This is a genomic window from Streptomyces sp. NPDC046881 (genome assembly GCF_040645015.1).
Classification (GTDB): Bacteria; Actinomycetota; Actinomycetes; order Streptomycetales; family Streptomycetaceae; genus Streptomyces.
Map to the genome: position 1 here is coordinate 98,057 of NZ_JBEYXJ010000010.1, position 23,931 is coordinate 121,987.

Genomic DNA, 23,931 nt, shown 5'->3' on the forward strand with positions numbered 1-23,931 from the left:
GGCCATGACCACGCTGCAATCCGCTGTGCGACGCCGCCGCGCCGTCGCCGTCGCCGGCGCCGTTTCCGCCGGACTGCTCGTCCTGTCCGCCTGTGACAAGCCGACGCCGGTCGCGACGATCACCGTCGGCCAGGACTCGGTCACCTCCGAGGCCCTCTGCTACAACGACGGCAAGCCGCTGGACGCCGAGTCGCTCCAGAAGTGCTCCAAGAAGGCCCGCGACGCCAAGTCGATCAAGGTCGGCCAGGACCAGACCGTCCGCATCGGCGTCGACGAGAAGATCGCGGACGCGGGCTGGGTCCTGCTGATCAACGGCCGCCCGGCCGGTGACATCAGCAAGCTGACGTACCGCACGATCCCGAGCAGCGTCTTCTTCGCCGCCCAGTACGGCACGCAGGGCGAGACGAACACGCTCGCGGTCCAGATGGGCGAGGACAAGTCGAGGAAGGGCCTGTGGACCTTCAAGCTCAAGAAGGCCTGAGCACGACCTCCTTCCCCCTCCTCGTCGCCACCGCGGTCCCCGTCGAGCGGGACGCGGTGGCGGGGGCACTGCCCCCGGCCGCCGAGGAGATACGGCTGCCGGGCGGGTCCCTGCGCCGTACGGCGGCGGGCCTCGACCTGCTCGCCGCCGGTGTCGGCCCGGCGCTCGCCGCCGCCACCACCGCCGGTGCCCTCACCGCCGCCGCGCTGGCCGGCCGGCCCTACCGCCTGGTCGTCTCGGCCGGGATCGGCGGCGGCTTCCTGCCGGACGCGCCCGTCGGCTCCCTCGTCGTCGCCGACGCGATCACCGTGGCCGACCTGGGCGCGCAGACCGCCGACGGCTTCCTCCCGGTCACCGAACTCGGCTTCGGGACCGTCACCCACCGCCCGCCGGAATCACTCGTACGAGTCGCCGCCGAGGCCACCGGCGCGCGTACCGGCACGATCCTGACCGTCTCCACGGTGACCGGCACCGCCGCCCGCGCCGCCGCCCTGCGCGCCCGGCACCCCGGCGCCCTCGCCGAGGGCATGGAGGGCTTCGGGGTGGCGGAGGCGGCCGCCGCGCACGGTGTGCCCGTGCTGGAGATCCGCGCGGTCTCCAACCCGGTGGGTCCCCGGGACCGCGCCGCCTGGCGCATCGCCGACGCCCTCGCCGCCCTCACCGAGGGCTTCGGGAAGCTCGCGCCCGCATTGGAGAGTTGGAACACCCATGACCAGTGAGCAGCGGCAGTCCCTGCGGATCGCCTACTCCCCCTGTCCGAACGACACCTTCGTCTTCGACGCGCTCGCGCACGGCCGGGTGCCCGGCGCCCCCGCGCTGGACGTGACCTTCGCCGACATCGACATCACCAACGGCATGGCCGAGCGCGGCGAGTTCGACGTGCTGAAGGTGTCGTACGCCGTCCTGCCGTACGTCCTCGACGAGTACGCGCTGCTGCCGTGCGGCGGTGCGCTGGGCCGGGGCTGCGGGCCGCTGGTGCTCACCCGGGAGGCGGGTGTCGACCTCACGGGCCGTACGGTCGCGGTGCCGAGCGAGAAGTCGACCGCCTACCTGCTGTTCCGCCTGTGGGCCGCGGACACGCTGCCGGGCGGGGTCGGCGAGATCGTGGTCATGCCGTTCCACGAGATCATGCCGGCCGTGCGGGACGGCAAGGTGGACGCGGGCCTGGTCATCCACGAGGCCCGGTTCACCTACCAGAACTACGGGCTGCACAAGCTCGCCGACATGGGCGAGCACTGGGAGCGGACCACCGGGCTGCCGATCCCGCTGGGCGCGATCATCGCCAAGCGGTCGCTGGGCGCCGGGACGCTCGGCCGGCTCGCCGAGTCCGTCCGGGCCTCCGTACGGGCCGCCTGGGACGACCCGGAGGCCTCCCGGCCGTACGTCATGGCGCACGCCCAGGAGATGGACCCGGCCGTCGCCGACCAGCACATCGGGCTGTACGTCAACGAGTTCACCGCCGGTCTCGGCGAGGACGGCTACGCGGCCGTGCGCGGGCTGCTCACGCGCGCGGCGGCCGAGGGGCTCGTACCGCCCCTCGGCCCGGATGCGCTGGCGTTTCCCTGACTGGGTTCCGCCGGTTCTAGACGTCCAGTTGGTCGGCGACCGCGCGGAGCAGGCCGGCGATCTTCTTGCCGGACGCCTTCTCCGGGTAACGGCCCTTCTCCAGCATCGGCGTGATGTTCTCGAGAAGGGTCGTCAAATCCTGCACGATCGAGGCCAGCTCGTCCGGCTTCTTGCGCTGGGCGGCGGCGACCGACGGGGTCGGGTCGAGCACGATCACCGAAAGCGCCTGGTCACCGCGCTGACCGGCGACGACACCGAACTCCACGCGCTGTCCCGGCTTGAGCGAATCGACTCCGGCGGGGAGAACCGAGGAATGGACGAAGACGTCACCGCCGTCGTCGCGGGAGAGAAAGCCGAAGCCCTTCTCGCTGTTGAACCACTTGACCTTGCCGGTAGGCACGTCTGTCCTCGTCCTCGTACTCGTCGGGAAAACTACTTCGGAAACGGCTCTTGATAGCACTGGGGCGGGTCGACCATGACCCGCCGCCACCAAGCGCTACCAAGGCTAATGGTCTTCGGGCGGGTGACAAGACGTTCCCCGGTTGTTCTCTCGCGCAGGGAACTACCCTGGTCGAGTGCGTGACAAAACCCAAACGAATTCCGCCGCACCCGGCGACCGGCTGATCCGCGCCGGTGCCGTCGTGTTCTTCATCGGTGCCGTGGCCACCCTCGTCACGGTGGCCCCGCTGTTCCTCGGGGCGAAGCCTTTTCCGACCTACATGTTCGGTCTGAGCATGCTCATGGCCGTCGGATTCCTGGTGGCCGGCGCCGGTGTCCTGCGGTCCGTCACCGCCGGACGGCGTCAGGCGAGGGAGACGGCGCCGGGTGCCTCGCGGTAGCCGGTGAGCCACGCGGGGAAGTCGGACAGGGCGCTCAGCACGACGTCCGCGCCGGCCTCCCGCAGCTCGTCGGCCGGGCAGGGACCGGTCGCCACGGCGACCGAAAACGCACCTGCCGCCCGGGCGCCGCGGACGTCTCCGACGTGGTCGCCGACGTACACGCCGGCGCCGTACTCGCGCAGCGCCGCCGCCTTCTGCTCGGCCCACAGGTCACCGACGACGACGTCCGGTTCTATGCCGAGGTGCCGCAGGTGCAGCTTGGCGTTCGGCTCGTACTTCGCCGTCACCACCATCGTCCGGCCGCCGGCCGCCCGCACCGCGTCGACCGCCTCCCGGGCGCCGGCCATCGCGGGCGTCGCGGCGATGGCTATCGAGGGGTACATCTCCCGGTACAGATCGGCCATCGCCGGCACGTCCTCGGCCGGGAACCAGTTGATCAGCTCGTCCGCGAGCGGGGGGCCCAGCCGGGTCACCGCCAGGTCGGCGTCGATGAACGTACCCGTCCGCTCGGCCAGCGCCGTGTAGCACGCACGGATGCCGGGCCGGGAGTCGATGAGGGTCATGTCGAGGTCGAATCCGACGGTCAGCGAGAAGGCCATGGGGGACATTGTGCCGGGTACCTCCGGCGGTTCGGCCGAACGGGGACTGCGCCGTGGGGGTGCTGTGGTGTGCCGGGTGCGGGTACCTCCGGCGGTTCGAGCGGGCCGAGTCGCGCCAAGGGGGATGGCTGCGGTGAGCCTGGCGCGGGTGCCCCCGGCGGTTCCGCCGGACGGAGCCGCGCTGGGGGGCTGCGGTGAGCCGGGCGCGGGTGGCTGGTCGGCTGGGCGCGCAGTTCCCCGCGCCCCTTGGGTGGGCGAGCGGCAGCTTGGTCAAGGGGCGCGGGGAACTGCGCGAGCGGCCACGGCGCGCCCGCAGCCGTCCCCGGCGCTAGCGCGCGCGCTGGGAGCGCCAGACCAGGTAGGCCGCCGAGGCGAGGGCCGCGCCCCTGACCACCCACGGCCAGGTGTCGCTCACCGCGTCGTTCATGTGGCCCTGGGCGATCGGGTCACCCCAGCGGCCCTCGTTGCGGCCCCACAGCCACACCAGCCCCGCCGCGACCGCCGTGCCCGGCAGGACCATCACGGCCCACTTGGTCTCCGCGGCCGTCAGCCGGCGCGAGCCGTAGGCGATCGCCCAGCCCAGGAGCAGCGCGAACCAGTTGCCGAGCACGGCCCCGGCGACCAGCGCGGCGGCGGCCAGCAGCAGGAGGGGGTTGGACCAGCCGGCGGCGGGGGCGGGCAGCAGGCGGCGGCGCCGGGCGGGCGCGGCCTCCGGCGCGGGCTCCGGCGCGGGCGCCGCCGCTGGCTCGGCCTTCTCGGCGGGCGCCGCCTGCGGGGGGCGTTTGAGCAGTTCCGGGATCTCCACGCCGCCGACGAACCCCGGCACCGGATCGGTGTCGCCCAGGGGGCCGCCGGTCCGCCACCAGTCGGGCGCCAGCGTGCCGTCCCCCAGCTCGTGCGCGGGAGCGAGGTGCGGCGGGGCCGGGGTGTCGCGCGGGGCGGGCGGTTCCGGCTCGGCGGGGCGCGGGCGCGGTACGACCCGGCGCAGCCCCCTGGGCCGCTGCTGCCGCGCCGGCTCCGGCGTCCGCTCCCCGGAGGACGGCTGGGCCGGTACGGCGGCGGGGGGCGGCTGCGGGCTGCCACCGGCGCCGCCGGCCGCGGCGACCACCTCGTCCGGGGTGCCCAGGCGGTCCAGGATGCGGCGGACGGCGGCGGGCGAGTCCACCGTGGTCTGCGCCCGGTGCCGGTCGATCTCGTTGCGCAGTTCCGACACGAGCCGCATCCGTGTCGCGGACGGCAGCTGCCGCTGCTGAGCGATGTCTCCGACGCGGCTCAGATACTCGTAGACGACCTGGTCGCTCTCGATCCCCACGGAACCCCTCCGGGGTGCGCCGACTGATACCCGGTGAGGACGGTACCGCTTCTCGCGGACGCCCCCGGCATGGGGAAGTCCGCTAACGTTGGCCGGATGAGCCCCGAGGCCCACTCAGCCCCTCGGTCCCTCGCGGAGGCGCTCCGCGCGCGGGACGACACGTCCCTGGCCGCGCTGCTGCGCAGCCGCCCCGACCTCATCACCCCCGTCCCCACCGATCTCACCCAGCTCGCCACCCGCGCCGGCACCCGCGCCTCGGTGCTGCGCGCGCTGGAGCGGCTGGACCGGTTCGCGCTGCAGACGGCGGAGGCGCTGGCCGTGGCCCCGGACCCGGCGTCGTACGGCACCCTGCTCGGGCTGATGGCCGGGGACGCCGGGGACGAGACGGTGGCCGGCGCGTTGCCGCGGGCCCTCGGCACCCTGCGCGAACAGGCGCTGGTATGGGGCGGGGACGACCGGCTGCGGCTGGTGCGGACCGCCCGCGAGCTGCTCGCGCCGTCGCCGCAGCACCCGTCGCCGACCGGTCTCGGGCCGACCGTGCAGGAGGCCACCTCGGGCATGTCGCCGGGGCGGATCCAGGAGATCGTGACGACGGCCGGGCTGCCGTCGACGCACGACTCGGTGTCCGCCGTGACCGCGCTGACCGGGCTGTTCACCCACCGGAAGAAGATGGCGAAGCTGCTCGCCGGGGCCCCGGAGGCGGCGCGCGAGGTGCTGGCCCGGCTGGTGTGGGGGCCGCCGTACGGGCAGGTCACGGCGGAGCCGGCGGCGCACCTGCGCTGGCTGCTGGACCGCGGTCTGCTGCTGCCGACCGCGCCCGGGACGGTCGTCCTGCCCCGCGAGGTCGCCCTGCACCTGCGGGAGGGCCGCGCCCACCGGGCGCCCGAGCCGCTGCCGCCCGCCGTGGCGCCGGCCGCGACGCACAGCCCCCAGGTGGTGGACGCCACCGCGGCCGGGCAGGCGTACACCGCGCTGGCCACCGTGGAGGAGCTGCTGAAGGACTGGGACGAGGGCGGTCCGGCGGTGCTGCGGGCGGGCGGCCTGAGCGTCCGCGACCTGAAGCGGACCGCCGTCGCCCTGGACGTGTCCGAGCCGGTCGCCGCCTTCTGGACCGAGCTGGCCTACGCGGCCGGCCTGATCGCCTCCGACGGCGAAGCCGACGAGCGGTACGCGGCCACGCCCGCCTACGACGAGTGGCTGGAGCTGCCGCCCGCCGAGCGCTGGGCCCGGCTCGCCCAGGCCTGGCTGGCGGCCACCCGGACGCCGGGGCTGGTCGGCGGGCGGGACGCGAAGGACCGGACCCTGTCGGCGCTCGGCCCGGGCCTGGACCGGTCCGCCGCGCCGGAGGTACGACACCGGGTGCTGTCCCTGCTGGCCGGTCTGGCGCGGGGCGCGGCCCCGGACGCGGAGTCGGTGCTGGCCCGGCTGCGCTGGGAGCGCCCGCTGCGCGGTGCCCAGCGCGACGGCGGCGACGACGACCTGCGCACCCGGCTCGCCCGCTGGACGCTGTCGGAGGCGGAGCTGCTGGGCGTGACCGGGCGGGGCGCGCTGTCGGCGCACGGCCGCGCGCTGCTGGGCGCACCGCCCGCCGCGGGGACGGCCGCCGGCCCCGCTGCCCGGGCCGGCGAACCCGCCGCGCCACCCGGTGCCCCGGCGGTCGGCCCGTCCGAGCCCGCCGGTCCCGGGGACAAGCTCCCGGTGCACCACCACCGGGCGCCCGACCGGCTCGCGCCCCTGTCCGCCGCCGAGCAGGCCGTCGCGGGCGCCGCCGCGGCCCGGCTGCTCGCGCCGCTGCTGCCCGAGCCGCTGGACCACGTCCTGCTCCAGGCCGACCTGACGGCGGTCGCGCCCGGCCCGCTGCGGCGGCCGCTCGCGGACATGCTGGGGGTGCTCGCGGACGTGGAGTCCAAGGGCGGCGCGACCGTGTACCGGTTCACGCCGGCCTCCGTCCGCCGCGCCCTGGACGCCGGCCGGACCGCCGCCGACCTGCACGCCTTCCTCGCCGAGCACTCCCGCACCCCGGTCCCGCAGCCGCTCGCCTACCTGATCGACGACGTGGCCCGCCGGCACGGCCACCTGCGGGTCGGTGCCGCCTCGGCGTACGTCCGGTGCGACGACGACGCGCTGCTGAACGAGATCCTCGCCGACCGGCGGGCCGCCGCCCTGCGCCTGCGCCGCCTCGCGCCGACCGTGCTGGCCACCCAGTCCGACCCGGCGACGCTGCTGGAGGGGCTGCGCGCGATGGGGTACGCGCCCGCCGCCGAGTCCGCCGAGGGCGATGTGCTGATCACCCGGGCGCACGCCCACCGCACCCCGCCGCGCACCGCGCCCGAGCCGGTGCCGGACGGCCCGCCGCCGCCCGACGCCACGCTGCTCGCGGCGGCGATCCGCGCCATCCGGGCCGGTGACCTGGCCGCCACCGCCCCGCGCAAGGCCGTCGGCGAGCCCCTGGCGGGCGGCGAACTGCCCCGCACCTCCGCCGCCGACACCCTGGCCACCATGCAGGCCGCCGTCCTGACCGGCGACTCGGTGTGGATCGGCTACGTCAACGCCGACGGCGCCGCCAGCCAGCGGGTCATCGCCCCGATCCGGGTGGAGGGCGGCTTCGTGACGGCGTACGACCACACGGCGGACGAGGTGCGCACCTACCCGCTGCACCGGATCACCGGGGTCGCGGAGCTGGCGGACGACTGAGGAGGCCCGGGGCGACAGGCCTCAGCAGTCCCTGACCGGCGCGTCCGCGGTCAGCCCGAAGTGGGCGCGGGCCGCGCTCTCCAGCGCGCCGGACGGCATCGTGTCGTCCAGGGCGGCCCGGGCGAAGAAGCCGAAGTGGGCCTGCGTCCACTCCCCGTTCCCGGCGCCGTCCGGCGGCGCCTCGCGCGCGACCACCCGGTAGCCGCCGTGCGGGTCCCGTGCCAGCCGCACCACCTGCGGGACCCGTCCGCCGCTGCACTCCACCAGGCCGCCGTCGCGCACCCCGTACTCCAGGCACAGCGTGTCCACGCCCGCGCGCACCTCGTCGCCGCGCTCCGCCAGGTCCAGCGCCTCGGCCCGGCAGAACCAGCGCGCGTGCAGCGCGGGCACGTCCTCGCCGTAGCCGGTGCCGTGGCTCTCCGCCGCGAGCCGGGCCTCGATGACCGGGCGCACCTCGGCCCACAGCCGCGTGTCGACGCTCCCCGGCCGCATCGCCCAGGTGCCGGTGCCCACCAGTACCACCACGGCTCCGGTGCCGACGGCCCATCTGCGTGCCGACATCCCTGAACTCCTCACCCGGCCGCGCGCCCGCGCCGCCTTCCGTGTGTCAGGACTCGCGGCGGGGCGAGGGGGTTGCACACGGCGTCCGGTTCCGCCGTCGATCTTGCGACCGTGGAGCGCCCCGGCCGCATGAGGCACACTGGACGTTTGGCCGTTATGGAAGGGTGTGCCGCGCGTGAATGGTCCGCTGATCGTCCAGTCCGACAAGACCCTGCTCCTCGAAGTCGACCACGAGCGGGCCGACGACTGCCGGCGGGCCATCGCGCCCTTCGCCGAACTGGAGCGGGCACCCGAGCACATCCACACCTACCGCGTCACCCCGCTGGGCCTGTGGAACGCGCGTGCCGCCGGGCACGACGCCGAGCAGGTCGTGGACGCACTCGTGCAGTACAGCCGCTACCCGGTGCCGCACGCGCTGCTGGTGGACATCGCCGAGACGATGGACCGCTACGGCCGCCTCACCCTGTCCAAGCACCCCGCGCACGGTCTGGTCCTCACCACCACCGACCGGCCGGTGCTGGAGGAGGTGCTGAAGTCCAAGCGGATCGCCCCGCTGGTCGGCGCCCGGATCGACCCGGACACCGTGGTCGTGCACCCCTCCGAGCGGGGGCAGATCAAGCAGACGCTGCTCAAGCTGGGCTGGCCGGCCGAGGACCTCGCCGGGTACGTCGACGGTGAGGCGCACCCGATCGAGCTGCTGGAGGACGGCTGGGCGCTCAGGCCGTACCAGAAGCAGGCCGTGGAGAACTTCTGGCACGGCGGCAGCGGGGTCGTCGTGCTGCCCTGCGGCGCCGGGAAGACGCTGGTCGGTGCCGGGTCCATGGCCCAGGCGAAGTCGACCACGCTGATCCTGGTCACCAACACCGTCTCGGCGCGGCAGTGGAAGCACGAGCTGGTGAAGCGGACCTCGCTGACCGAGGACGAGATCGGCGAGTACAGCGGCACGAAGAAGGAGATCCGACCGGTCACCATCGCCACCTACCAGGTGCTGACGACCAAGCGGAAGGGCGTCTACCCGCACCTGGAGCTGTTCGACTCCCGGGACTGGGGGCTGATCGTCTACGACGAGGTGCACCTGCTGCCCGCGCCGGTGTTCAAGTTCACCGCCGACCTCCAGGCGCGGCGGCGGCTGGGGCTCACGGCCACCCTCGTGCGCGAGGACGGCCGCGAGTCGGACGTGTTCTCCCTCATCGGGCCCAAGCGGTTCGACGCGCCCTGGAAGGAGATCGAGGCGCAGGGCTACATCGCGCCCGCCGACTGCGTCGAGGTCCGGGTGAACCTCACCGACTCCGAGCGGCTGGCGTACGCCACCGCCGAGACGGAGGAGAAGTACCGCTACTGCGCGACCACCGAGACCAAGCGGAAGGTCACCGAGGCGATCGTGCGCCGGTTCGCCGGGCAGCAGATCCTGGTCATCGGCCAGTACATCGACCAGCTGGACGAGCTGGGCGAGCACCTGAACGCCCCGGTGATCAAGGGCGAGACCTCCAACGCGCAGCGCGAGAAACTCTTCGACGCGTTCCGCGAGGGCGAGATCAACGTGCTGGTGGTGTCGAAGGTCGCCAACTTCTCCATCGACCTGCCCGAGGCCACGGTCGCCGTCCAGGTGTCCGGCACCTTCGGCTCCCGGCAGGAGGAGGCCCAGCGGCTCGGCCGGGTGCTGCGCCCCAAGGCCGACGGCCACCAGGCCCACTTCTACTCGGTCGTCGCCCGCGACACCATCGACCAGGACTTCGCCGCCCACCGGCAGCGCTTCCTGGCCGAGCAGGGGTACGCCTACCGGATCGTCGACGCGGACGAACTCCTGGCCGGCAGCTGATCCGTCAGGCCGTGTGGACCTCCAGGGCGGCGCGCACGGCGGATTCCAGCGCGCCCTCGATCCACGCCGGTTTGACGGAGGTGTGGTCGCCCGCGAAGTGCAGGGGCCCCTCGGGCGTCGGGATGGACGGGAGCAGTTCCGTGTGCTGGCCGGGCAGGAGGACGGACGCCTCGCCGTAGGCGTAGGGGTCGCGCAGCCAGCTCTGGGTCCGGCCCGCGCCCGTGTAGAGGACCTCGATCCGCTGGCCGTAGACCTCCTGCAGGCCGCACAGGGCGTGCGGATAGCGGGCGTCGTCGTCGAGGGAGTCCCAGCGCAGGGCGTCGTCCGCCCAGCTGTAGGAGGCCAGGACCACCCCGCCCGGGCTGCCGGGGACCGGGTGGGACGGGTGGTACATGAAGCGGTTGGCGTTGTCCGACACCGAGCCGCCGCCGATGACGCCGGCCGCTTCCGGCTGGTCGCGGGCGGCGGCACGGTTGGCGGCGTAGTGGACGCGCTGGCCGGGGGTGATGTGGCCGGACGGGACGGACGGGTGGGCGCCGAGCAGGCGGCCGTCGTCGGGGGCCCGTCCGGTGCGGTAGGCGTCGTACAGACCGGGGTCGATGCGGTGCAGCTCCCGCTTCCAGTCGGACTCGTCGAACTCCCACCAGCGGCGGCTGAACTCCAGCAGCACCTTGGTCGCGCAGTCGTAGTGCAGTTCGGTGATCGCCCGCCGCTTCGTGTACGACATCGGCGGGCTGACCTGCACATGGCGCAGGCCGGAGAAGGGCACGGTCACCACGGCCGCGTCGGCGGTGAACTGCTCCCGCACGACCGGGCCGTCCCGCCCCTCCGAGACGGTGTCCACCCAGACGTGGGGCCCCTTGGCGTGGACGTGCCGCGTGTCGCCGCCGGCGCGGTCGGGGTCGTAGTACTCGATCCGGGTGACCCGCCGGTCGAACCGCACGGCGTCGCGGACCTTGGCCAGCAGGGCGTCCGGCAGGACGGCCGTGCCGCCCTCCAGCTCCCAGAACGCGGTGTCCGGGCTGATCAGGGAGGAGCCGATGAAGCTGTGGACGAAGGACAGGGGCAGCCGTGAGGTGAGGTTCTCGATCGTGCCGATGAGGTCGACCGTCCGCTCGTCCAGGCCCGCGTGCTCGGTCAGGAAGCGGAACATCGACCAGTCGCCGAAGCGCTGGATCACCCGGGCCCAGCCGCGGACCCGCTCGGGCAGCGGCTTGTCGATCCGCTTGCCGTCGGGACCGACCGTGCTGAACTCGTCGCGCACCGGATCGAGCACCGAACGCAGGATGGCCGCGGCCGGCGTGTCCCAGTGGGCGCGCGGGACGCCGAAGGAGCGGTTGATCCGCCGGGGCGCGCGGGCGTAGTCGGCGCGTCGCATGCGGATGCCGTTGACATGGATCCACGTGTGGGCGACGGGACGTCCGTCCGCGTCGACGTCGACGTAGTAGAACGGCCTCTTCCGCAAGCCCAGTTGACCGATGAGGTCCATCACCAGCGGGTGGCTGCCGGGCAGCCGCATCGCACCGGCCTCGGCGTACTGGCGGGCGTCGGCGAAGGGCTGCGCCGCCTCCTCGTGGCCGCCGCGGCGGAACGTCTTGATGCGTCCGCCCGCCCGGTTGCCGTTGGCCTCCAGGACGGTCACGCGGTGTCCGGCGCGCCGCAGCAGCCACGCCGTGACGAGGCCGGCCGGGCCCGCCCCGACGACGAGGACGCTCTTGGGCCGGCCCGCCCGCGCCCGTGGGAGACCGTCCCTGAGGACCCGCTGGTAGCCGGGGACGAGGGGCCGGTCGCCGGAGTCCACGACGAGCAGGGCCCGGGCGGCGGCGAGGCAGCGGTCGAAGTCCGCGCCGCGGGCCCGGGAGGGGGCCGCCGGGGCGGGGGCCCGGGGAGGCGCCTGGGCGGGCAGGGCCGCCGCGCTGCCGGCGCCGAGGAAGGTGGCCGCGGCGGTCGTGCCCGCGGCGGTCGTGAGCGTACGCCTGGTCAGGCAGCCGTTGCCGGCGTCCGCCTGGTGATCTTCGGTCATGGCGAACTTCTACTGGCCCGCCGAGCCGGTGCGCGCCCGGTTGCGGCGGATTGCCACGGACGGGCGAAGGCCGCGGCCCAAACCCGCGGGGCCCGGGTGCGCGGAGGCACGGCGGGGCGGCCTGCTGCATCCGGTTACGGCGAAGGGATGAATCGTGCGCCGTGCCGCGCGGCGCACGGCGCCGGATCAGGACACTGCCCCCAACGGCCTGCGGTGCGGAGGGGGAACAAGGTGGAACAGCGCGGTCCCGGGGTGGGTGCCCGAGCGCGGTACTGGTTCGACACGACCCTGGCGCGCGGGACCTCGGCCCTGGTGGGCTGGCTGGTGGTGGTCTGCCTGGCCGTCGTCGTCCCCGCGAGCGCGGTGCTGGTGTGGACGAGCGGGCACGCCCCCGCCACCCTCCCCGGCAGGCTGGCGGCGGTCTGGCGCCTGACCGGGGAGACGCTGCGGCTGGGCGGCACCACCGGTACGCCGGTGCGGGTGGTGCTGTCGGTGCTGCTGGCCCTGGTCGCCCTGGTGTACGTCTCGACCCTCGTCGGCCTCATCACGACCGGGCTGACCGAGCGGCTCATCGCCCTGCGGCGCGGCCGTTCCACGCTGGTCGAGCGCGGCCATGTGGTGGTGCTGGGCTGGTCGGAGCAGGTGTTCACGGTGGTGGGCGAACTGGTCGCGGCGGGCGCCAACCAGCGGGGTCCGGCCGTGGCGGTCCTGGCCGACCGGGACAAGACGGCCATGGAGGAGGCCCTGTACGGCAAGGTCGGCCCCACCGGCCGGACCCGGCTGATCTGCCGCAGCGGTCCGTCGGCCGATCCGGCCGTCCTGGCCCTGACCAGTCCGGCCACGGCCGACTCGGTGATCGTGCTGCCGCCCGACGAGTCGCGCAGCGACGCGGACGTGGTCAAGGCCCTGCTGGCCCTGCGGGCGACGGCGTCCGGGGACGAGGCCACCGCGCCCGTCGTGGCCGCGGTCCGCGACAGCCGCTACCTGCTCGCGGCCCGTCTGGCCGCGGGAGCCCGCGGCATCGTCGTGGAGAGCGACACGATCACCGCCCGGCTCATCGCGCAGGCCGCGCGCCGCCCCGGCCTGTCCCTCGTCCACCGCGAGCTGCTCGACTTCGCCGGGGACGAGTTCTACCCGGCCTCACACCCCTCGCTGGTCGGCCGGGACTTCGGGGACGCGCTGCTCGCCTACGGCAACGCGAGCGCGGTCGGCCTGATCCGGGACGGCACGCCGTGGCTGAACCCTCCGGCACGGACGGTGATCGAGCCGGACGACCGGCTCATCGTCCTCACCGCCGACGACGACACCGCGGAACTCGCCGACTGCACGCGGTTCGTCGAGGAGCGGCTCATGGCGGGGCCCCGGCCGCCGGACATCCGGCCGGAGCGCGTGCTGCTGCTGGGCTGGAACCGCCGGGCGCCGCTCGTGCTGCGGGAATGGGGCCGCAACGCACCCCCTGGTTCCGTCGCCGACGTGGTGGCCGACGAGGACGAGGCCACGGTGCGGGCCGCGTCCGACGCCGGCGGCGCCGACTGGAGCTGCGTGCCCCGCAGGGGCGACACCACCCGGCCCGAGACCCTGTCCGGCCTGGACCTGGCCTCCTACGACAGCGTCATCGTGCTCGGCCGGGAGCCACGGCCCGGCGAGCCCCCGGAGGAGCCGGACACCAGCACGCTCGTCACCCTGCTCGTGCTGCGCCACCTCGAACAGCGCACCGGCCGGGAGCTGCCGGTGGTCACCGAACTGACCGACGACGGCAACCGGCCCCTCGCGCCGCTCGGCCCCGGCGCCGACGTGATCATCAGCGGCAAGCTCATCGGACTGCTGCTGGCGCAGATCTCCCAGAACCGCCACCTGGCGGCGGTGTTCGACGAGCTGTTCTCGGCCGGCGGCACCCAGGTCCATCTGCGGCCGGCCGCCGACTACGTCCTGACCGGCCACGAGGCGTCCTTCGCCACGGTCGTCGCCGCGGCGCGCGACCGGGGCGAGTGCGCCATCGGGTACCGCGGCCACGCCGAGGCCGGCCGCGCCCCCGGCTACGGGCTGCGGGTCAACCCGCCGAAGTCCGGCCGCCGGCGCTGGGACACCGGTGACGAGATCGTCGTCATCGCCGGTGACGGCGCGGGCCGTCCGGGCGGCGGTGTCCCGCGCAGCCGGGGTGCGCGGGAGCGTCCGGCCTAGAAGAACGCGTGGTACTCCATCCAGCCCTTGGTCTTGCCGGACTTGCCGTAGTACCAGTCGCCGCCCTTCGCGGTGCAGTAGACGCGCACGCTGCTGCCCGCGAAGACGGACTTCTTCACCTTGGACTTGAAGCTGGGGCTGGTGTACATGTCGGCGTGGTCCCACTGGACGACCTGCAGCGTCCGGTCCTTGATGTTCTTGGTGCAGGCGGAGGAGCCGACGGCGGAGGCGCCGGGAGCGGCCATGAGGGTGGCGCCGAGGGCGAGGGCGGTGGCAGCGGTCAGACCGCTCACCGCCTTGCGGAGCGGAAGCTTCGAGAAAGCCATGTCAGTGTCCCCGTTTGCTCGGTCGAAAGGGTTGGACAACGGCTGATCATGCTGTCATACGAGAGGAGCAGCCCGAGCACCAGGACCGGATAAGCGGCCGCCAACGGCTGCTGCCACCACGGCAGTTCCAGGTCCAGGTCCCCCTCGTGGGGCACCAGCCACATCGTGCGGGCGGTGAAGACGAGGGCCGTCAGCGCGGCCGTACGGGTGCACCCCTCCGCCAGCAGCACGGCGAGCAGCGGCACGCACCACACCCAGTGGTGGGTCCAGCTGATCGGGCAGACCAGCAGGGCGGTGAACGCGGTCAGCAGGACGCCGTGGCTGTCCCGCGGGGTGCGGACCGCCAGCGCCAGGCCCGCCACCGCGACCGCGGCCGCCGGCAGCGCCCAGGCAAGGCCCGGGGCGGGGTCGCCCAGGATCCGGGCGACCAGCCCCCGCAGCGACTGGTTGTCCACGATCCACGCCTTGCCCACCCGGCCGGTCTCCCACAGCCGCCGGGTCCAGAAGTCGGCGCTCGCCGACGGGAGCAGCACGGCCCCGAGCGCGGCCGACCCCGCGCAGGCCGCCGCGGCCGTCGCCGCCTGCCGGCCGCGGCCCCGCAGGAGCAGGTAGACCACGAACACGGCCGGGGTGAGCTTGATGCCGGCCGCGATCCCGAGGGCGAGGCCCCTGGCGCGGGCGCCGGGGGGCCGGGTCAGGTCCCACAGGGTCAGGCAGGTGACGGCCAGGTTGATCTGGCCGTACAGGAGCGTCTGGAAGACCGGTTCGAGCCAGAGGGCGAGCGCGGTGGCCGCGCAGAGCGGGGCCGGCGGCAGCGGGCGGGACACCAGGCGGGCGGAGAGGGCGACGAGGGTGGCGAGCAGCAGGACGTTGCCCGCCAGGACGGCCGCCTTCAGGGCCGGTACGGGGAGCCAGGCGGCCGGGACGAACAGGACCGCCGCGAAGGGCGGGTAGGTCGCCGGGAGCCGCCACCGGGTGACGGTGAAGCCGTACAGGTCGGTGCCGTGGGCGACGGCCGCGCCCTCGGCCCGGTAGACGAGGAGGTCGGCCATGGGTGCGCCGCGCAGGGCGCACAACGCGGCGAACGAGGCGAGGGAGAGGGCGAGCAGGAGCAGGGCAGGCAGGCGGGGCGTCACCGTCCGTTTGCGCACGCACGTGACCCTATGTCGCTAATTGCGGCGTATGCCTGCTTCCTCGCCGTACTCGCCGAGGATCAGGACGCGGAAGGCCGCCTCCGCGAACACCTTCACCGCCCGCAGGGCACTGCCCAGGCGGTGGTGATGGGTGCCCTCGACGGCGGTGGCGCCGGAGGGTGGCCGCATCCGCGCCGGGGTGATGGCTGATGCGCTCATGCCTCCATGGTGGAACGACTCCGGGGCGGAAATCCATTGGACCGGTGTCGCCGCCCCGCCTAAAATCTCCGCCCTTGCCCGCCTCCCTCACGGAGTGCCGCCGTCCGGCCGGAAACCGGACGGCATCGTCGTCGCCCACGCAGCAGGCCCACCGGAGGCACCCCCTTGTCCACGCCCGCCCACGCCCCGCTCGACGACCCGCTCGCCCGAGAGCGCTCCCACCTCGCCGCCTCCCGTGCCGCCCTGCGCGCCATGCGGGAGGAGGTGGAGGCCCTGGACATCAGGGACGTCACCGCGAACTGGGTCAACGCCGAGGTGCTCGCCCGCCAGATCGACGAGCGCATCAAGGCACTGGCCGACCTGAGCGACACCCCGCTGTTCTTCGGCCGGCTGGACTACCTGCACGCGCCGGGCGCGCAGCAGGCCGAGGGGGCCGAGGGCGAGCGGTTCTACATCGGGCGGCGGCACGTCCACGACGCGGACGGCGACCCCATGGTCATCGACTGGCGCGCGCCGGTCTCGCAGCCGTTCTACCGGGCGTCCAGGAAGGACCCGATGGACATCGGGCTGCGCCGGCGCTTCGGCTACACCGGCGGCGACCTCACGGCGTACGAGGACGAGCACCTGTCCGACCCGGCCGAGGCGGCCACGACCAGCAAGCTGCTCCAGCAGGAGATCGAACGCCCCCGCGTCGGCCCGATGCGGGACATCGTCGCCACCATCCAGCCCGAGCAGGACGAGATCGTCCGCAGCGGGCTCGGCGGCACGGTCTGCGTGCAGGGCGGCCCGGGCACCGGGAAGACCGCCGTCGGCCTGCACCGGGTCGCCTACCTCCTCTACGCCCACCGGGAGCGGCTGGCCCGCACCGGCACCCTGGTCATCGGGCCGAACCGGTCCTTCCTGCACTACATCGAGCAGGTGCTGCCCGCGCTCGGCGAGCTGAGCGTGCAGCAGGCCACCGTGGACGATCTGGTCGCGCAGGTCGAGGTGCGCGGTACGGACGAGGCCGCCGCCGCGATCGTCAAGGGCGACGCCCGGATGGCCGAAGTGCTCAGGCGTGCCCTGTACTCCCACGTGACCCTGCCCGGCGAGCCGGTCGTGGTGGTGCGCGGCTCCCGGCGCTGGCGGGTGCCGGCGTACGAACTGGAGGAGATCGTCCGCGAGTTGCTGGCCCGGGACATCCGCTACGGCGCCGCCCGCGAGGCCCTGCCGCAGCGCATCGCGCACGCGGTGCTGGTGCAGATGGAGCGGGCCGGGGAGGCGCCGGACGACCGGGTGCAGGACGCGGTGGCCCGCAACAGCGCGGTCAAGGCGGCCGTGAAGGCGGTCTGGCCGGCCGTCGACCCGGCCAGGCTGGTGCTGCGGCTGCTGACCGACGCGGAGTTCCTCGCCGCACACGCGGACGGCCTGCTGGACGAGGACGAGCAGAAGACCATCCTGTGGACCAAGCCGGTGCGCAGTGTGAAGTCGGCCAGGTGGTCGGCGGCGGACGCCGTGCTGATCGACGAGGCGGCCGACCTGGTCCAGCGCACGCACTCGCTCGGCCACGTCGTGCTGGACGAGGCGCAGGACCTCTCCCCCATGCAGTACCGGGCCGTCGGCCGCCGCTGCACCACCGGCAGCGCGACCGTCCTGGGCGACCTCGCGCAGGGCACGACCCCGTGGGCGACCCGGAGCTGGGACGAGGCGCTGGCCCACCTCGGCAAGCGGGAGGGGGTCGTGGAGGAGCTGACGGCCGGGTTCCGCGTCCCCACGGACGTCATCGCGTACGCCTCCCGGCTGCTGCCGCACATCGCGCCCGGCCTCACCCCGGTCGCCTCGGTCCGGGAGAACCCCGGCTTCTTCGAGGTGCGTACGGCCACGGAGGCGGCCGACGTCGTCGCCGCGTGCGCGGAGCTGCTGCGCAACGAGGGCTCGACCGGCCTGATCGCCGCCGACGCCCGCGTGCCCGCCCTCGCCGCGGCGCTGACGGCGGCCGGCCTCCCGTACCTGGCCCCCGGCGAGGAGACCACCCGCGAGACCCGCCTGACCCTGGTCCCGGCCTCCCTGGCCAAGGGCCTGGAGTACGACTACGTGGTCCTGGACGAGCCGCAGGCGGTGGTGGACGGCGAACCGGACGAGCGCACGGGCCTGCGGCGCCTGTACGTGACGCTGACCCGAGCGGTGTCGGGCCTGATCGTGACGCACACGGCCCCGCTGCCGCCGCAGCTCGCCGAGTAGGGTGCTGTACTCCGCCATGTCCCCGTGGAAAGGCCGCCGTTGAGCACGCCGTACCCGCCGCACGCGCACCCGTACCCGCAGCAGCCGGGGCCGTACCCGTACCAGCAGCCGCCCGGCCCCGGGTGTGAGGTGTGCGGGGCGATGCCCGCCGCGCCGGTGACGGTGCGCGGGCATCAGGGCATGGTCGTGGTCATGCGGTTCCTGCGGCGCCAGGGCGTGCTGTGCCGCACCTGCGGGCTGGCCGTCGCCCGGAAGATGCAGGCGGACACCCTGGTCCAGGGCTGGTGGGGTCCGCTGTCGATGCTCATCACCCCGTTCGTCCTGCTGCTCAACCTCGGTGAGCTGTCCCGCATCCGCAAGCTCCCGCCGCCGGCCACGGCCGCCTGGCGCCCGCCGCTGGACCCCGGCCGCCCGCTGCTGAGGCGGCCCGCGGGCCTGGTCGCGCTCGTCCCGCTGCTCGCCCTCGCCGGGCTGGTCCTGGCCGTCCCGGTGCTCCTCGTCATCGGCGTGGCGGTCGACTCCGGCGGGAGCGGGCACCCGACCCTGAAGCCGGGCTCGTGCGCCGCCAACGACGCGGACTGGCCCGAGCAGGATCTGCGGCCCGTGGACTGCGGCTCACCGGAGGCGGAGTTCCGCGTCCACCGGCCGGACTCCCCCTCCTGCGGCTCCGGCGTCTACTACGCGTATCCGGAGTACAGCGAGAACGGCGACCTCGCGCTGTGCCTGCACCCGGTGAGGAACTAGCCGGCCACCCCGTCCAGTGTCGTACGCCACTCGGCGACCGCGTCCGCCGAGACCGGGCCCTGCCAGCCGTCGGGGCGGGCCGCGCCGCCGATGTGGAAGGCCTCGATCCCGCTGGCCCGGAGCCGCGGGACGTGGTCGAGGCGCAGGCCGCCGCCGACCAGGATCTGCTGCTCGTACCCCGGCTCGCCGTCGCGGGCCGCCTCGGCGAGCAGCGTGGGCAGGCCGTCGTCCACGCCAGCGGCGGAGCCGGCGGTGAGGTAGGTGTCCAGGCCGGGCAGGTCGGCGAGCTGTTTGCGCAGGGCGTCGCGGTCGGCGGCCCGGTCGATCGCCCGGTGGAAGGTCCACCGGCAGCCGGCGAGCGCGCCGACGACCCGCTCCACCGCGGCCAGGTCGACACCGCCGTCCTCGGCGAGGAAGCCGAGCACGAACTGGTCGGCGCCGGCCTCCCGCAGCTCGCCGGCCACGCCGACCAGCCGGTCCACGTCACCGGCGGCGAAGCCGTCCGCGAGCCGGAGCATCACGCGCAGGTCGATGTCGACGGCGGCGCGGATCGCGGCGACGGTGGCGGGCGCGGGGGTCAGCCCGTCGGCCGCCATCTCGGTGACCAGCTCCAGCCGGTCCGCGCCTCCGGCCTGGGCGGCGACCGCGTCCTCGGCGTCGAGGGCGATCACCTCCAGGACTGCACGCTTGCTCATGGCACCCCATTCATCGGCGTCTACGACTACGGGCTCTACAGGTCTAGTCCAATTCAAGAGTACGCCGGTACCGGTGCGCCACGGTGCCCCACTGAGCCGAAGATCTTCAGCGCCGCCTCCCCGGCCCACGCCGGGCCGCGTCACGGGAGAATGGGGGCATGGCCGACCTCGACGCCCTGCGCCTCCGCTTCGCCCGCGCCCTGGAAGCAGCCCGCGCCCCGGGCGGCGGCCCCGACCCCGCCCCCTACGCCGACAACCTGCTCGCCCGCTGGCAGGAGCCCCAGCGCCGGTACCACACGGTGGCCCACCTCACCGCCGTACTCGACCACGTCGACACCCTGGAGACGTACGCGGCCGACGCGGACGTGGTCCGCCTGGCCGCCTGGTTCCACGACGCCGTCTACCACCCCGAGCGGTCCGAGAACGAGGAGCGGTCCGCGCGGCTGGCCGAGCGCGCCCTGCCGGAGGCCGGTGTACCGGATCCCAAGACGGCCGAGGTCGCCCGGCTGGTCCGGCTCACCGTCACCCACGACCCGGCCGACGACGACCCCGACGGCCAGGTGCTGTGCGACGCCGACCTCGCGATCCTGGCCGCGCCCCCGTCGGCGTACGCCGCCTACACCGCCGAGGTCCGCGAGGAGTACCACTTCGTGCCCAACGAGGCCTTCCGCCAGGGCCGTTCCGCCGTCCTGCGCCAACTGCTGGACCTGCCCCGCCTGTTCCGCACCCCGTACGGCCGGGAGCACTGGGAGGCCACCGCGCGCTACAACCTCACGGGCGAGCTGGAAATGCTGTCGACCTGAGGACGCCGCCGCCGTACTGTGCCCGCATGCGGACGATGAGCGGGGACCAGGTGGAGGCGGCCGTCGCGAGCTGCACGGCGGCTCTGCGCGCGGCGGCGGACCGCGACTGGGAGACGGTGAACGCGGCCGGTATGGACTGGACCTGCCGCACCACCGCGTTCCACATCGCCGAGGACTTCGCCGCGTACGCCGGCCGGCTCGCCGCCCGCGCCCCGCACCGCCTCCCGCTGCACATCACCCTCCCCGAGGGCACGGACAACGCCGGACTCCTCCAGGTGATCGAGGCCACCGGCGCCCTGCTCGCCGCCGCGGTCCGCACCGCACCGCCGGGTGTGCGCGCCTTCCACCCCTCCCCCTTCGGCAGCGCCGACCGCGAGGGCTTCGCCGCGATGGGCGTCGCCGAGGCCGTGCTGCACACCCACGACATCGCCCGCGGCCTCGGCCTCCCCTACGAGGCGCCCGCCGACCTCGCCGAATCCGTCCTCGCCTGGCTCTTCCCGCACATCCAGCCCGGCCCCGAGCCGTGGCCGACCCTGCTGTGGGCGACCGGCCGCGGTAAGCTGCCCGGCCGCGCCCCGGTCACCGACTGGACCTGGTACAACAACCTGGTCATCCCCGCCGACCGGGTCACCCTCACCGGCATCCGCCCGGCCGCCGCCCGCGATCTGGCCCTCGGCGGCGACGGCGGCTTCGACTGGCTGGACGACGGCCCGTACGAGGGCACCCGGGAGGCCTGCACGTACCTGGTGAAGGCGTACGAAGCCGGTGTGCACCGCCCGGAGTTCGGCGTCTTCGCCCTCGTACGGCCCGAGGACGGCCGGGCGGTCGGCGGCATCGGCTTCCACGGCGCCCCCGACGAGGAGCGCCGCGTGGAGATCGGCTACGACCTCGTCACCGGCGCCCGCGGCCACGGCTACGCGACCGAGGCGCTGCGCACCCTGACCGAGTGGGCCCTGGCCCGCGACGACGTCGACACGGTCATCGCCACCGTCGAACCGGACAACCTGCCCTCCCAGCACGTGGTCACCCGCGCGGGCTTCACCCGGGCCACGGTCGAGGAGGAACACACCACCCGACACGACCACGACACGGACCCCGGGCTGCTGCTCTACCTGCGCCGCTGAGCCAGGCCCTTGGGCCGGCGCAGTCCGGCGGCCTTCAGCAGCCGCACCACCTCGCGGCTGTCGACCTCCACCGCCCCCGCCGCCACCGCGTCCGCGTACCGGTGGGACGGGATGTCGTAGTGGTCGCCGTCGAAGGCCCGGCGGGGTACGCCCAACCCGGCGGCGAAGACGTGCAGTTCGTCGTACGACACGTCGCTCACCAGGTGCGACCACAGGCGCCCGTGGCCGGGCCAGGTGGGCGGGTCGATGTAGAGGGTCACCGGCGCCTCACGAGGACGTCATCCCGCCGCCGGCCGAGCCGAGGGAGCCCACCGAGGCGACCTTCACGCCGGCCTTGTGGCACACCCAGTGCGGGTCGGGGCCCAGTTCCGGCTCCACGTCCAGCGCGTGCGGGTCGCCGGAGCCGCACACCGGGCACAGCGGCCAGCGGCCGTACCGCTCCAGCAGCGCGTCCTGCACGTCCTGGGCGACCAGACCGGCGACGAAGGTCACGCCGTCCGGCCACTGCTCGACCCACCAGCGCCGCTGCGCGATGGACTCCTCCACCAGGGAGACGACGTCCGCCTCCGCGACCTGCCCGGCGACCAGGTCCGCGAGGACCAGGGCGCGGGCCGCGTGCAAGGCCTGCTCCAGGGGGCTGATGGGGTCCATGCACCCCATTGTGCGCACTCTTGACCGCGACACCGAACCGAAAATATCTTTCACTCGTGACCCAGGACGTGAAGGAAAGTTTCGGCAGTCCGGTCGGCTCCCTCGCCGCCAAGGTGCGCACGCTCGCCCCGTCCATGACCCGGTCCATGCAGCGCGTCGCCGAGGCGGTCGCCGGCGACCCGGCCGGCTGCGCCGCCCTCACGGTCACCGGCCTCGCCGAACTCACCGGCACCAGCGAGGCGACGGTCGTACGCACCGCCCGGCTGCTCGGCTACCCGGGCTACCGCGATCTGCGGCTCGCCCTCGCCGGACTCGCCGCCCAGCAGCAGTCCGGCCGCGCGCCCGCGATCACCACGGACATCGCGGTGGACGACCCCATCGCCGACGTCGTCGCCAAGCTGGCCTACGAGGAGCAGCAGACCCTCGCCGACACCGCCGCCGGACTCGACACCACCCAGCTCGACGCGGCCGTCACCGCGCTCGCGAGCGCCCGCCGCACCGATGTGTACGGCATAGGGGCCTCCGGGCTCGTCGCCCAGGACCTCACCCAGAAGCTGCTGCGCATAGGGCTCATAGCCCACGCGCACAGCGACCCGCACCTCGCGGTGACCAACGCCGTGCAGCTCCGTTCGGGTGACGTGGCGATCGCGATCACCCACTCCGGGTCCACGGGGGACGTCATCGAGCCGCTCCGGACCGCCTTCGAGCACGGGGCGACGACGGTGGCCATCACCGGGCGGCCCGACTCCGCGGTCACCCAGTACGCCGACCTGGTGCTGACCACGTCCACCTCGCGGGAGACCGAGCTGCGGCCCGCCGCGATGTCCTCCCGGACCAGTCAGCTGCTGGTGGTGGACTGCCTGTTCGTGGGGGTGGCGCAGCGGACGTACGAGACCGCGGCGCCGGCGCTCGCCGCGTCCTACGAGGCGTTGGCCCACCGGCACCGGAGCGCTTCGCGATAGACCGTAGGGAAAAGCACGTCCCCGTACTGGAGAAGGCCACCCCCCATGACCTCCCATGACCTGCGCAGTCAGCTGGCTTCCCTGACCACGGAAGCCTTCCGGCCCGAGCTGGCCGAGATCGACCGGCTGCCCACCCTCGACATCGCCCGGCTGATGAACGACGAGGACGCGGGCGTACCCGGCGCCGTGGCACGGCAGTTGCCGCGGATCGCCGCCGCCATCGACGCCGTGGCCGAGCGCATGAGCCGCGGCGGACGGCTCGTCTACGCCGGCGCGGGCACCGCCGGCCGGCTGGGCGTCCTGGACGCCTCCGAGTGCCCGCCCACCTTCAACACCGACCCCGACCAGGTCGTCGGGCTGATCGCGGGCGGCCCCGCGGCCATGGTCACCTCCGTGGAGGGCGCCGAGGACTCCGGGGAGCTGGCCCGCCGGGACCTGGACGCGCTCAAGCTCACCCCGGACGACAGCGTGGTCGGCGTCTCCGCGTCCGGCCGTACGCCCTACGCGGTCGGGGCCGTCGAGCACGCCCGGGCGCTCGGCGCGCTGACCGTGGGCCTGTCCTGCAACGAGCACAGCGCGCTGGCCGCCGCCGCCGAGCACGGCATCGAGGTCGTCGTGGGCCCGGAGCTGATCACCGGCTCCACCCGGCTGAAGGCGGGCACGGCCCAGAAGCTGGTGCTGAACATGCTGTCGACGATCACGATGATCCGGCTCGGCAAGACGTACGGGAACCTGATGGTCGACGTGCGCGCCTCCAACGACAAGCTCCGCGCCCGCTCGCACCGGATCGTCTCCCTGGCCACGGGCGCGGGGGACGCCGAGATCGAGAAGGCGCTCACCGAGACCGGCGGCGAGGTGAAGCACGCGATCCTCGTCCTGCTCACCGGCGTCGACGGCCCGACGGCCGCCCGTCTCCTGGAGGAGTCCGCCGGCCACCTGCGGGCCGCCCTGACCGACGCCTCCCGCTGACCCGCGCCGG

The 23,931-nt window shown here is 74.4% G+C and carries 24 protein-coding genes; 13 read left to right on the plus strand and 11 right to left on the minus strand.

The window, feature by feature from the left end:
- The first annotated feature begins 4 nt into the window (after positions 1-4).
- The 3 genes from ABZ923_RS07980 to ABZ923_RS07990 are packed head-to-tail and all read left to right on the plus strand — an operon-like array spanning position 5 to position 2,047.
- A complete protein-coding gene (locus tag ABZ923_RS07980; RefSeq protein ID WP_361468200.1) occupies positions 5-481 on the plus strand; it encodes a DUF2771 domain-containing protein in 477 nt (158 codons plus the stop codon).
- A complete protein-coding gene (locus ABZ923_RS07985; protein ID WP_361468203.1) occupies positions 454-1,200 on the plus strand; it encodes a futalosine hydrolase in 747 nt (248 codons plus the stop codon). The genes ABZ923_RS07980 and ABZ923_RS07985 overlap by 28 nt, the downstream gene beginning before the upstream one ends.
- The gene (locus ABZ923_RS07990; protein WP_361468206.1) at positions 1,190-2,047 is read left to right on the plus strand and encodes a 1,4-dihydroxy-6-naphthoate synthase; all 858 of its coding nucleotides are present in this window, start codon (positions 1,190-1,192) and stop codon (positions 2,045-2,047) included. The genes ABZ923_RS07985 and ABZ923_RS07990 overlap by 11 nt, the downstream gene beginning before the upstream one ends.
- Positions 2,048-2,063: 16 nt before the next feature.
- On the opposite strand, the gene ABZ923_RS07995 is transcribed toward ABZ923_RS07990, so the two are convergent.
- Complete coding sequence (locus tag ABZ923_RS07995; protein ID WP_318202817.1) at positions 2,064-2,447, minus strand: cold-shock protein; 384 nt, start codon at positions 2,445-2,447, stop codon at positions 2,064-2,066.
- A 175-nt stretch (positions 2,448-2,622) separates the two neighbouring features.
- Between ABZ923_RS07995 and ABZ923_RS08000 the strand changes: the two genes are divergently transcribed.
- Entirely contained in the window at positions 2,623-2,886 is a 264-nt protein-coding gene (locus tag ABZ923_RS08000; protein WP_361468209.1) for a hypothetical protein, read from the plus strand.
- On the opposite strand, the gene ABZ923_RS08005 is transcribed toward ABZ923_RS08000, so the two are convergent.
- On the minus strand, positions 2,850-3,494 hold the full coding sequence (locus ABZ923_RS08005) for an HAD family hydrolase (protein ID WP_361468212.1): 645 nt from the start codon (positions 3,492-3,494) through the stop codon (positions 2,850-2,852). The genes ABZ923_RS08000 and ABZ923_RS08005 overlap by 37 nt on opposite strands.
- A gap of 319 nt (positions 3,495-3,813) precedes the next feature.
- Entirely contained in the window at positions 3,814-4,797 is a 984-nt protein-coding gene (locus tag ABZ923_RS08010; protein ID WP_361468215.1) for a hypothetical protein, read from the minus strand.
- Positions 4,798-4,893: 96 nt separating this feature from the next.
- On the opposite strand from ABZ923_RS08010, the gene ABZ923_RS08015 reads away from it, so the two are divergent.
- Positions 4,894-7,491, plus strand: coding sequence for a helicase-associated domain-containing protein (locus ABZ923_RS08015; RefSeq protein WP_361468217.1), 2,598 nt, complete (start codon positions 4,894-4,896; stop codon positions 7,489-7,491).
- Positions 7,492-7,512: 21 nt separating this feature from the next.
- Here ABZ923_RS08015 and ABZ923_RS08020 read toward each other — a convergent pair whose 3' ends face one another.
- Positions 7,513-8,052 carry a hypothetical protein gene (locus ABZ923_RS08020; RefSeq protein ID WP_361468220.1) on the minus strand — a complete coding sequence of 180 codons (540 nt, stop codon included), beginning with the start codon at positions 8,050-8,052 and terminating at the stop codon, positions 7,513-7,515.
- A gap of 175 nt (positions 8,053-8,227) precedes the next feature.
- On the opposite strand from ABZ923_RS08020, the gene ABZ923_RS08025 reads away from it, so the two are divergent.
- Positions 8,228-9,871, plus strand: a complete 1,644-nt coding sequence (locus ABZ923_RS08025) for a DNA repair helicase XPB (protein ID WP_361468223.1) — start codon at positions 8,228-8,230, stop codon at positions 9,869-9,871.
- Between the two features lie 4 nt (positions 9,872-9,875).
- Here the strand turns inward: ABZ923_RS08025 and ABZ923_RS08030 are convergent, their stop codons facing one another.
- Complete coding sequence (locus ABZ923_RS08030) at positions 9,876-11,894, minus strand: NAD(P)/FAD-dependent oxidoreductase (RefSeq protein WP_361468226.1); 2,019 nt, start codon at positions 11,892-11,894, stop codon at positions 9,876-9,878.
- 231 nt (positions 11,895-12,125) lie between these two features.
- Here ABZ923_RS08030 and ABZ923_RS08035 point away from each other — a divergent pair, with 231 nt between their 5' ends.
- On the plus strand, positions 12,126-14,075 hold the full coding sequence (locus ABZ923_RS08035) for an NAD-binding lipoprotein (RefSeq protein ID WP_361468228.1): 1,950 nt from the start codon (positions 12,126-12,128) through the stop codon (positions 14,073-14,075).
- On the opposite strand, the gene ABZ923_RS08040 is transcribed toward ABZ923_RS08035, so the two are convergent.
- The 3 genes from ABZ923_RS08040 to ABZ923_RS08050 are packed head-to-tail and all read right to left on the minus strand — an operon-like array spanning position 14,072 to position 15,753.
- Positions 14,072-14,401, minus strand: a complete 330-nt coding sequence (locus ABZ923_RS08040) for a hypothetical protein (protein WP_361468231.1) — start codon at positions 14,399-14,401, stop codon at positions 14,072-14,074. The genes ABZ923_RS08035 and ABZ923_RS08040 overlap by 4 nt on opposite strands.
- Positions 14,365-15,552: a glycosyltransferase 87 family protein gene (locus tag ABZ923_RS08045; RefSeq protein ID WP_361468233.1), complete on the minus strand. Its 1,188-nt coding sequence runs from the start codon at positions 15,550-15,552 to the stop codon at positions 14,365-14,367. The genes ABZ923_RS08040 and ABZ923_RS08045 overlap by 37 nt, the downstream gene beginning before the upstream one ends.
- An 18-nt stretch (positions 15,553-15,570) precedes the next feature.
- Entirely contained in the window at positions 15,571-15,753 is a 183-nt protein-coding gene (locus ABZ923_RS08050; RefSeq protein ID WP_361468236.1) for a hypothetical protein, read from the minus strand.
- 165 nt (positions 15,754-15,918) lie between these two features.
- On the opposite strand from ABZ923_RS08050, the gene ABZ923_RS08055 reads away from it, so the two are divergent.
- Together ABZ923_RS08055 and ABZ923_RS08060 are read left to right on the plus strand one after the other, a co-directional pair.
- Positions 15,919-17,973, plus strand: a complete 2,055-nt coding sequence (locus ABZ923_RS08055; protein ID WP_361468239.1) for a UvrD-helicase domain-containing protein — start codon at positions 15,919-15,921, stop codon at positions 17,971-17,973.
- Between the two features lie 39 nt (positions 17,974-18,012).
- Positions 18,013-18,717: a hypothetical protein gene (locus tag ABZ923_RS08060; RefSeq protein ID WP_361468242.1), complete on the plus strand. Its 705-nt coding sequence runs from the start codon at positions 18,013-18,015 to the stop codon at positions 18,715-18,717.
- On the opposite strand, the gene ABZ923_RS08065 is transcribed toward ABZ923_RS08060, so the two are convergent.
- Entirely contained in the window at positions 18,714-19,412 is a 699-nt protein-coding gene (locus ABZ923_RS08065) for a copper homeostasis protein CutC (RefSeq protein WP_361468245.1), read from the minus strand. The two genes, ABZ923_RS08060 and ABZ923_RS08065, sit on opposite strands and share 4 nt — an antisense overlap.
- A 158-nt stretch (positions 19,413-19,570) precedes the next feature.
- Here ABZ923_RS08065 and ABZ923_RS08070 point away from each other — a divergent pair, with 158 nt between their 5' ends.
- A complete protein-coding gene (locus ABZ923_RS08070) occupies positions 19,571-20,215 on the plus strand; it encodes a hypothetical protein (RefSeq protein ID WP_361468247.1) in 645 nt (214 codons plus the stop codon).
- Between the two features lie 35 nt (positions 20,216-20,250).
- A complete protein-coding gene (locus tag ABZ923_RS08075) occupies positions 20,251-21,339 on the plus strand; it encodes a GNAT family N-acetyltransferase (protein ID WP_361468292.1) in 1,089 nt (362 codons plus the stop codon).
- Here ABZ923_RS08075 and ABZ923_RS08080 read toward each other — a convergent pair.
- Together ABZ923_RS08080 and ABZ923_RS08085 are read right to left on the minus strand one after the other, a co-directional pair.
- A complete protein-coding gene (locus ABZ923_RS08080; protein WP_361468250.1) occupies positions 21,324-21,599 on the minus strand; it encodes a DUF4031 domain-containing protein in 276 nt (91 codons plus the stop codon). The genes ABZ923_RS08075 and ABZ923_RS08080 overlap by 16 nt on opposite strands.
- Before the next feature lie 7 nt (positions 21,600-21,606).
- A complete protein-coding gene (locus ABZ923_RS08085) occupies positions 21,607-21,990 on the minus strand; it encodes a hypothetical protein (RefSeq protein WP_361468252.1) in 384 nt (127 codons plus the stop codon).
- A 56-nt stretch (positions 21,991-22,046) separates the two neighbouring features.
- Between ABZ923_RS08085 and ABZ923_RS08090 the strand changes: the two genes are divergently transcribed.
- Positions 22,047-22,952 (plus strand): MurR/RpiR family transcriptional regulator, encoded by a 906-nt coding sequence (locus ABZ923_RS08090; RefSeq protein WP_361468255.1) that lies wholly within the window; start codon positions 22,047-22,049, stop codon positions 22,950-22,952.
- Positions 22,953-22,997: 45 nt separating this feature from the next.
- Positions 22,998-23,921: an N-acetylmuramic acid 6-phosphate etherase gene (gene murQ, locus ABZ923_RS08095; protein ID WP_361468258.1), complete on the plus strand. Its 924-nt coding sequence runs from the start codon at positions 22,998-23,000 to the stop codon at positions 23,919-23,921.
- Positions 23,922-23,931: the final 10 nt, after the last annotated feature.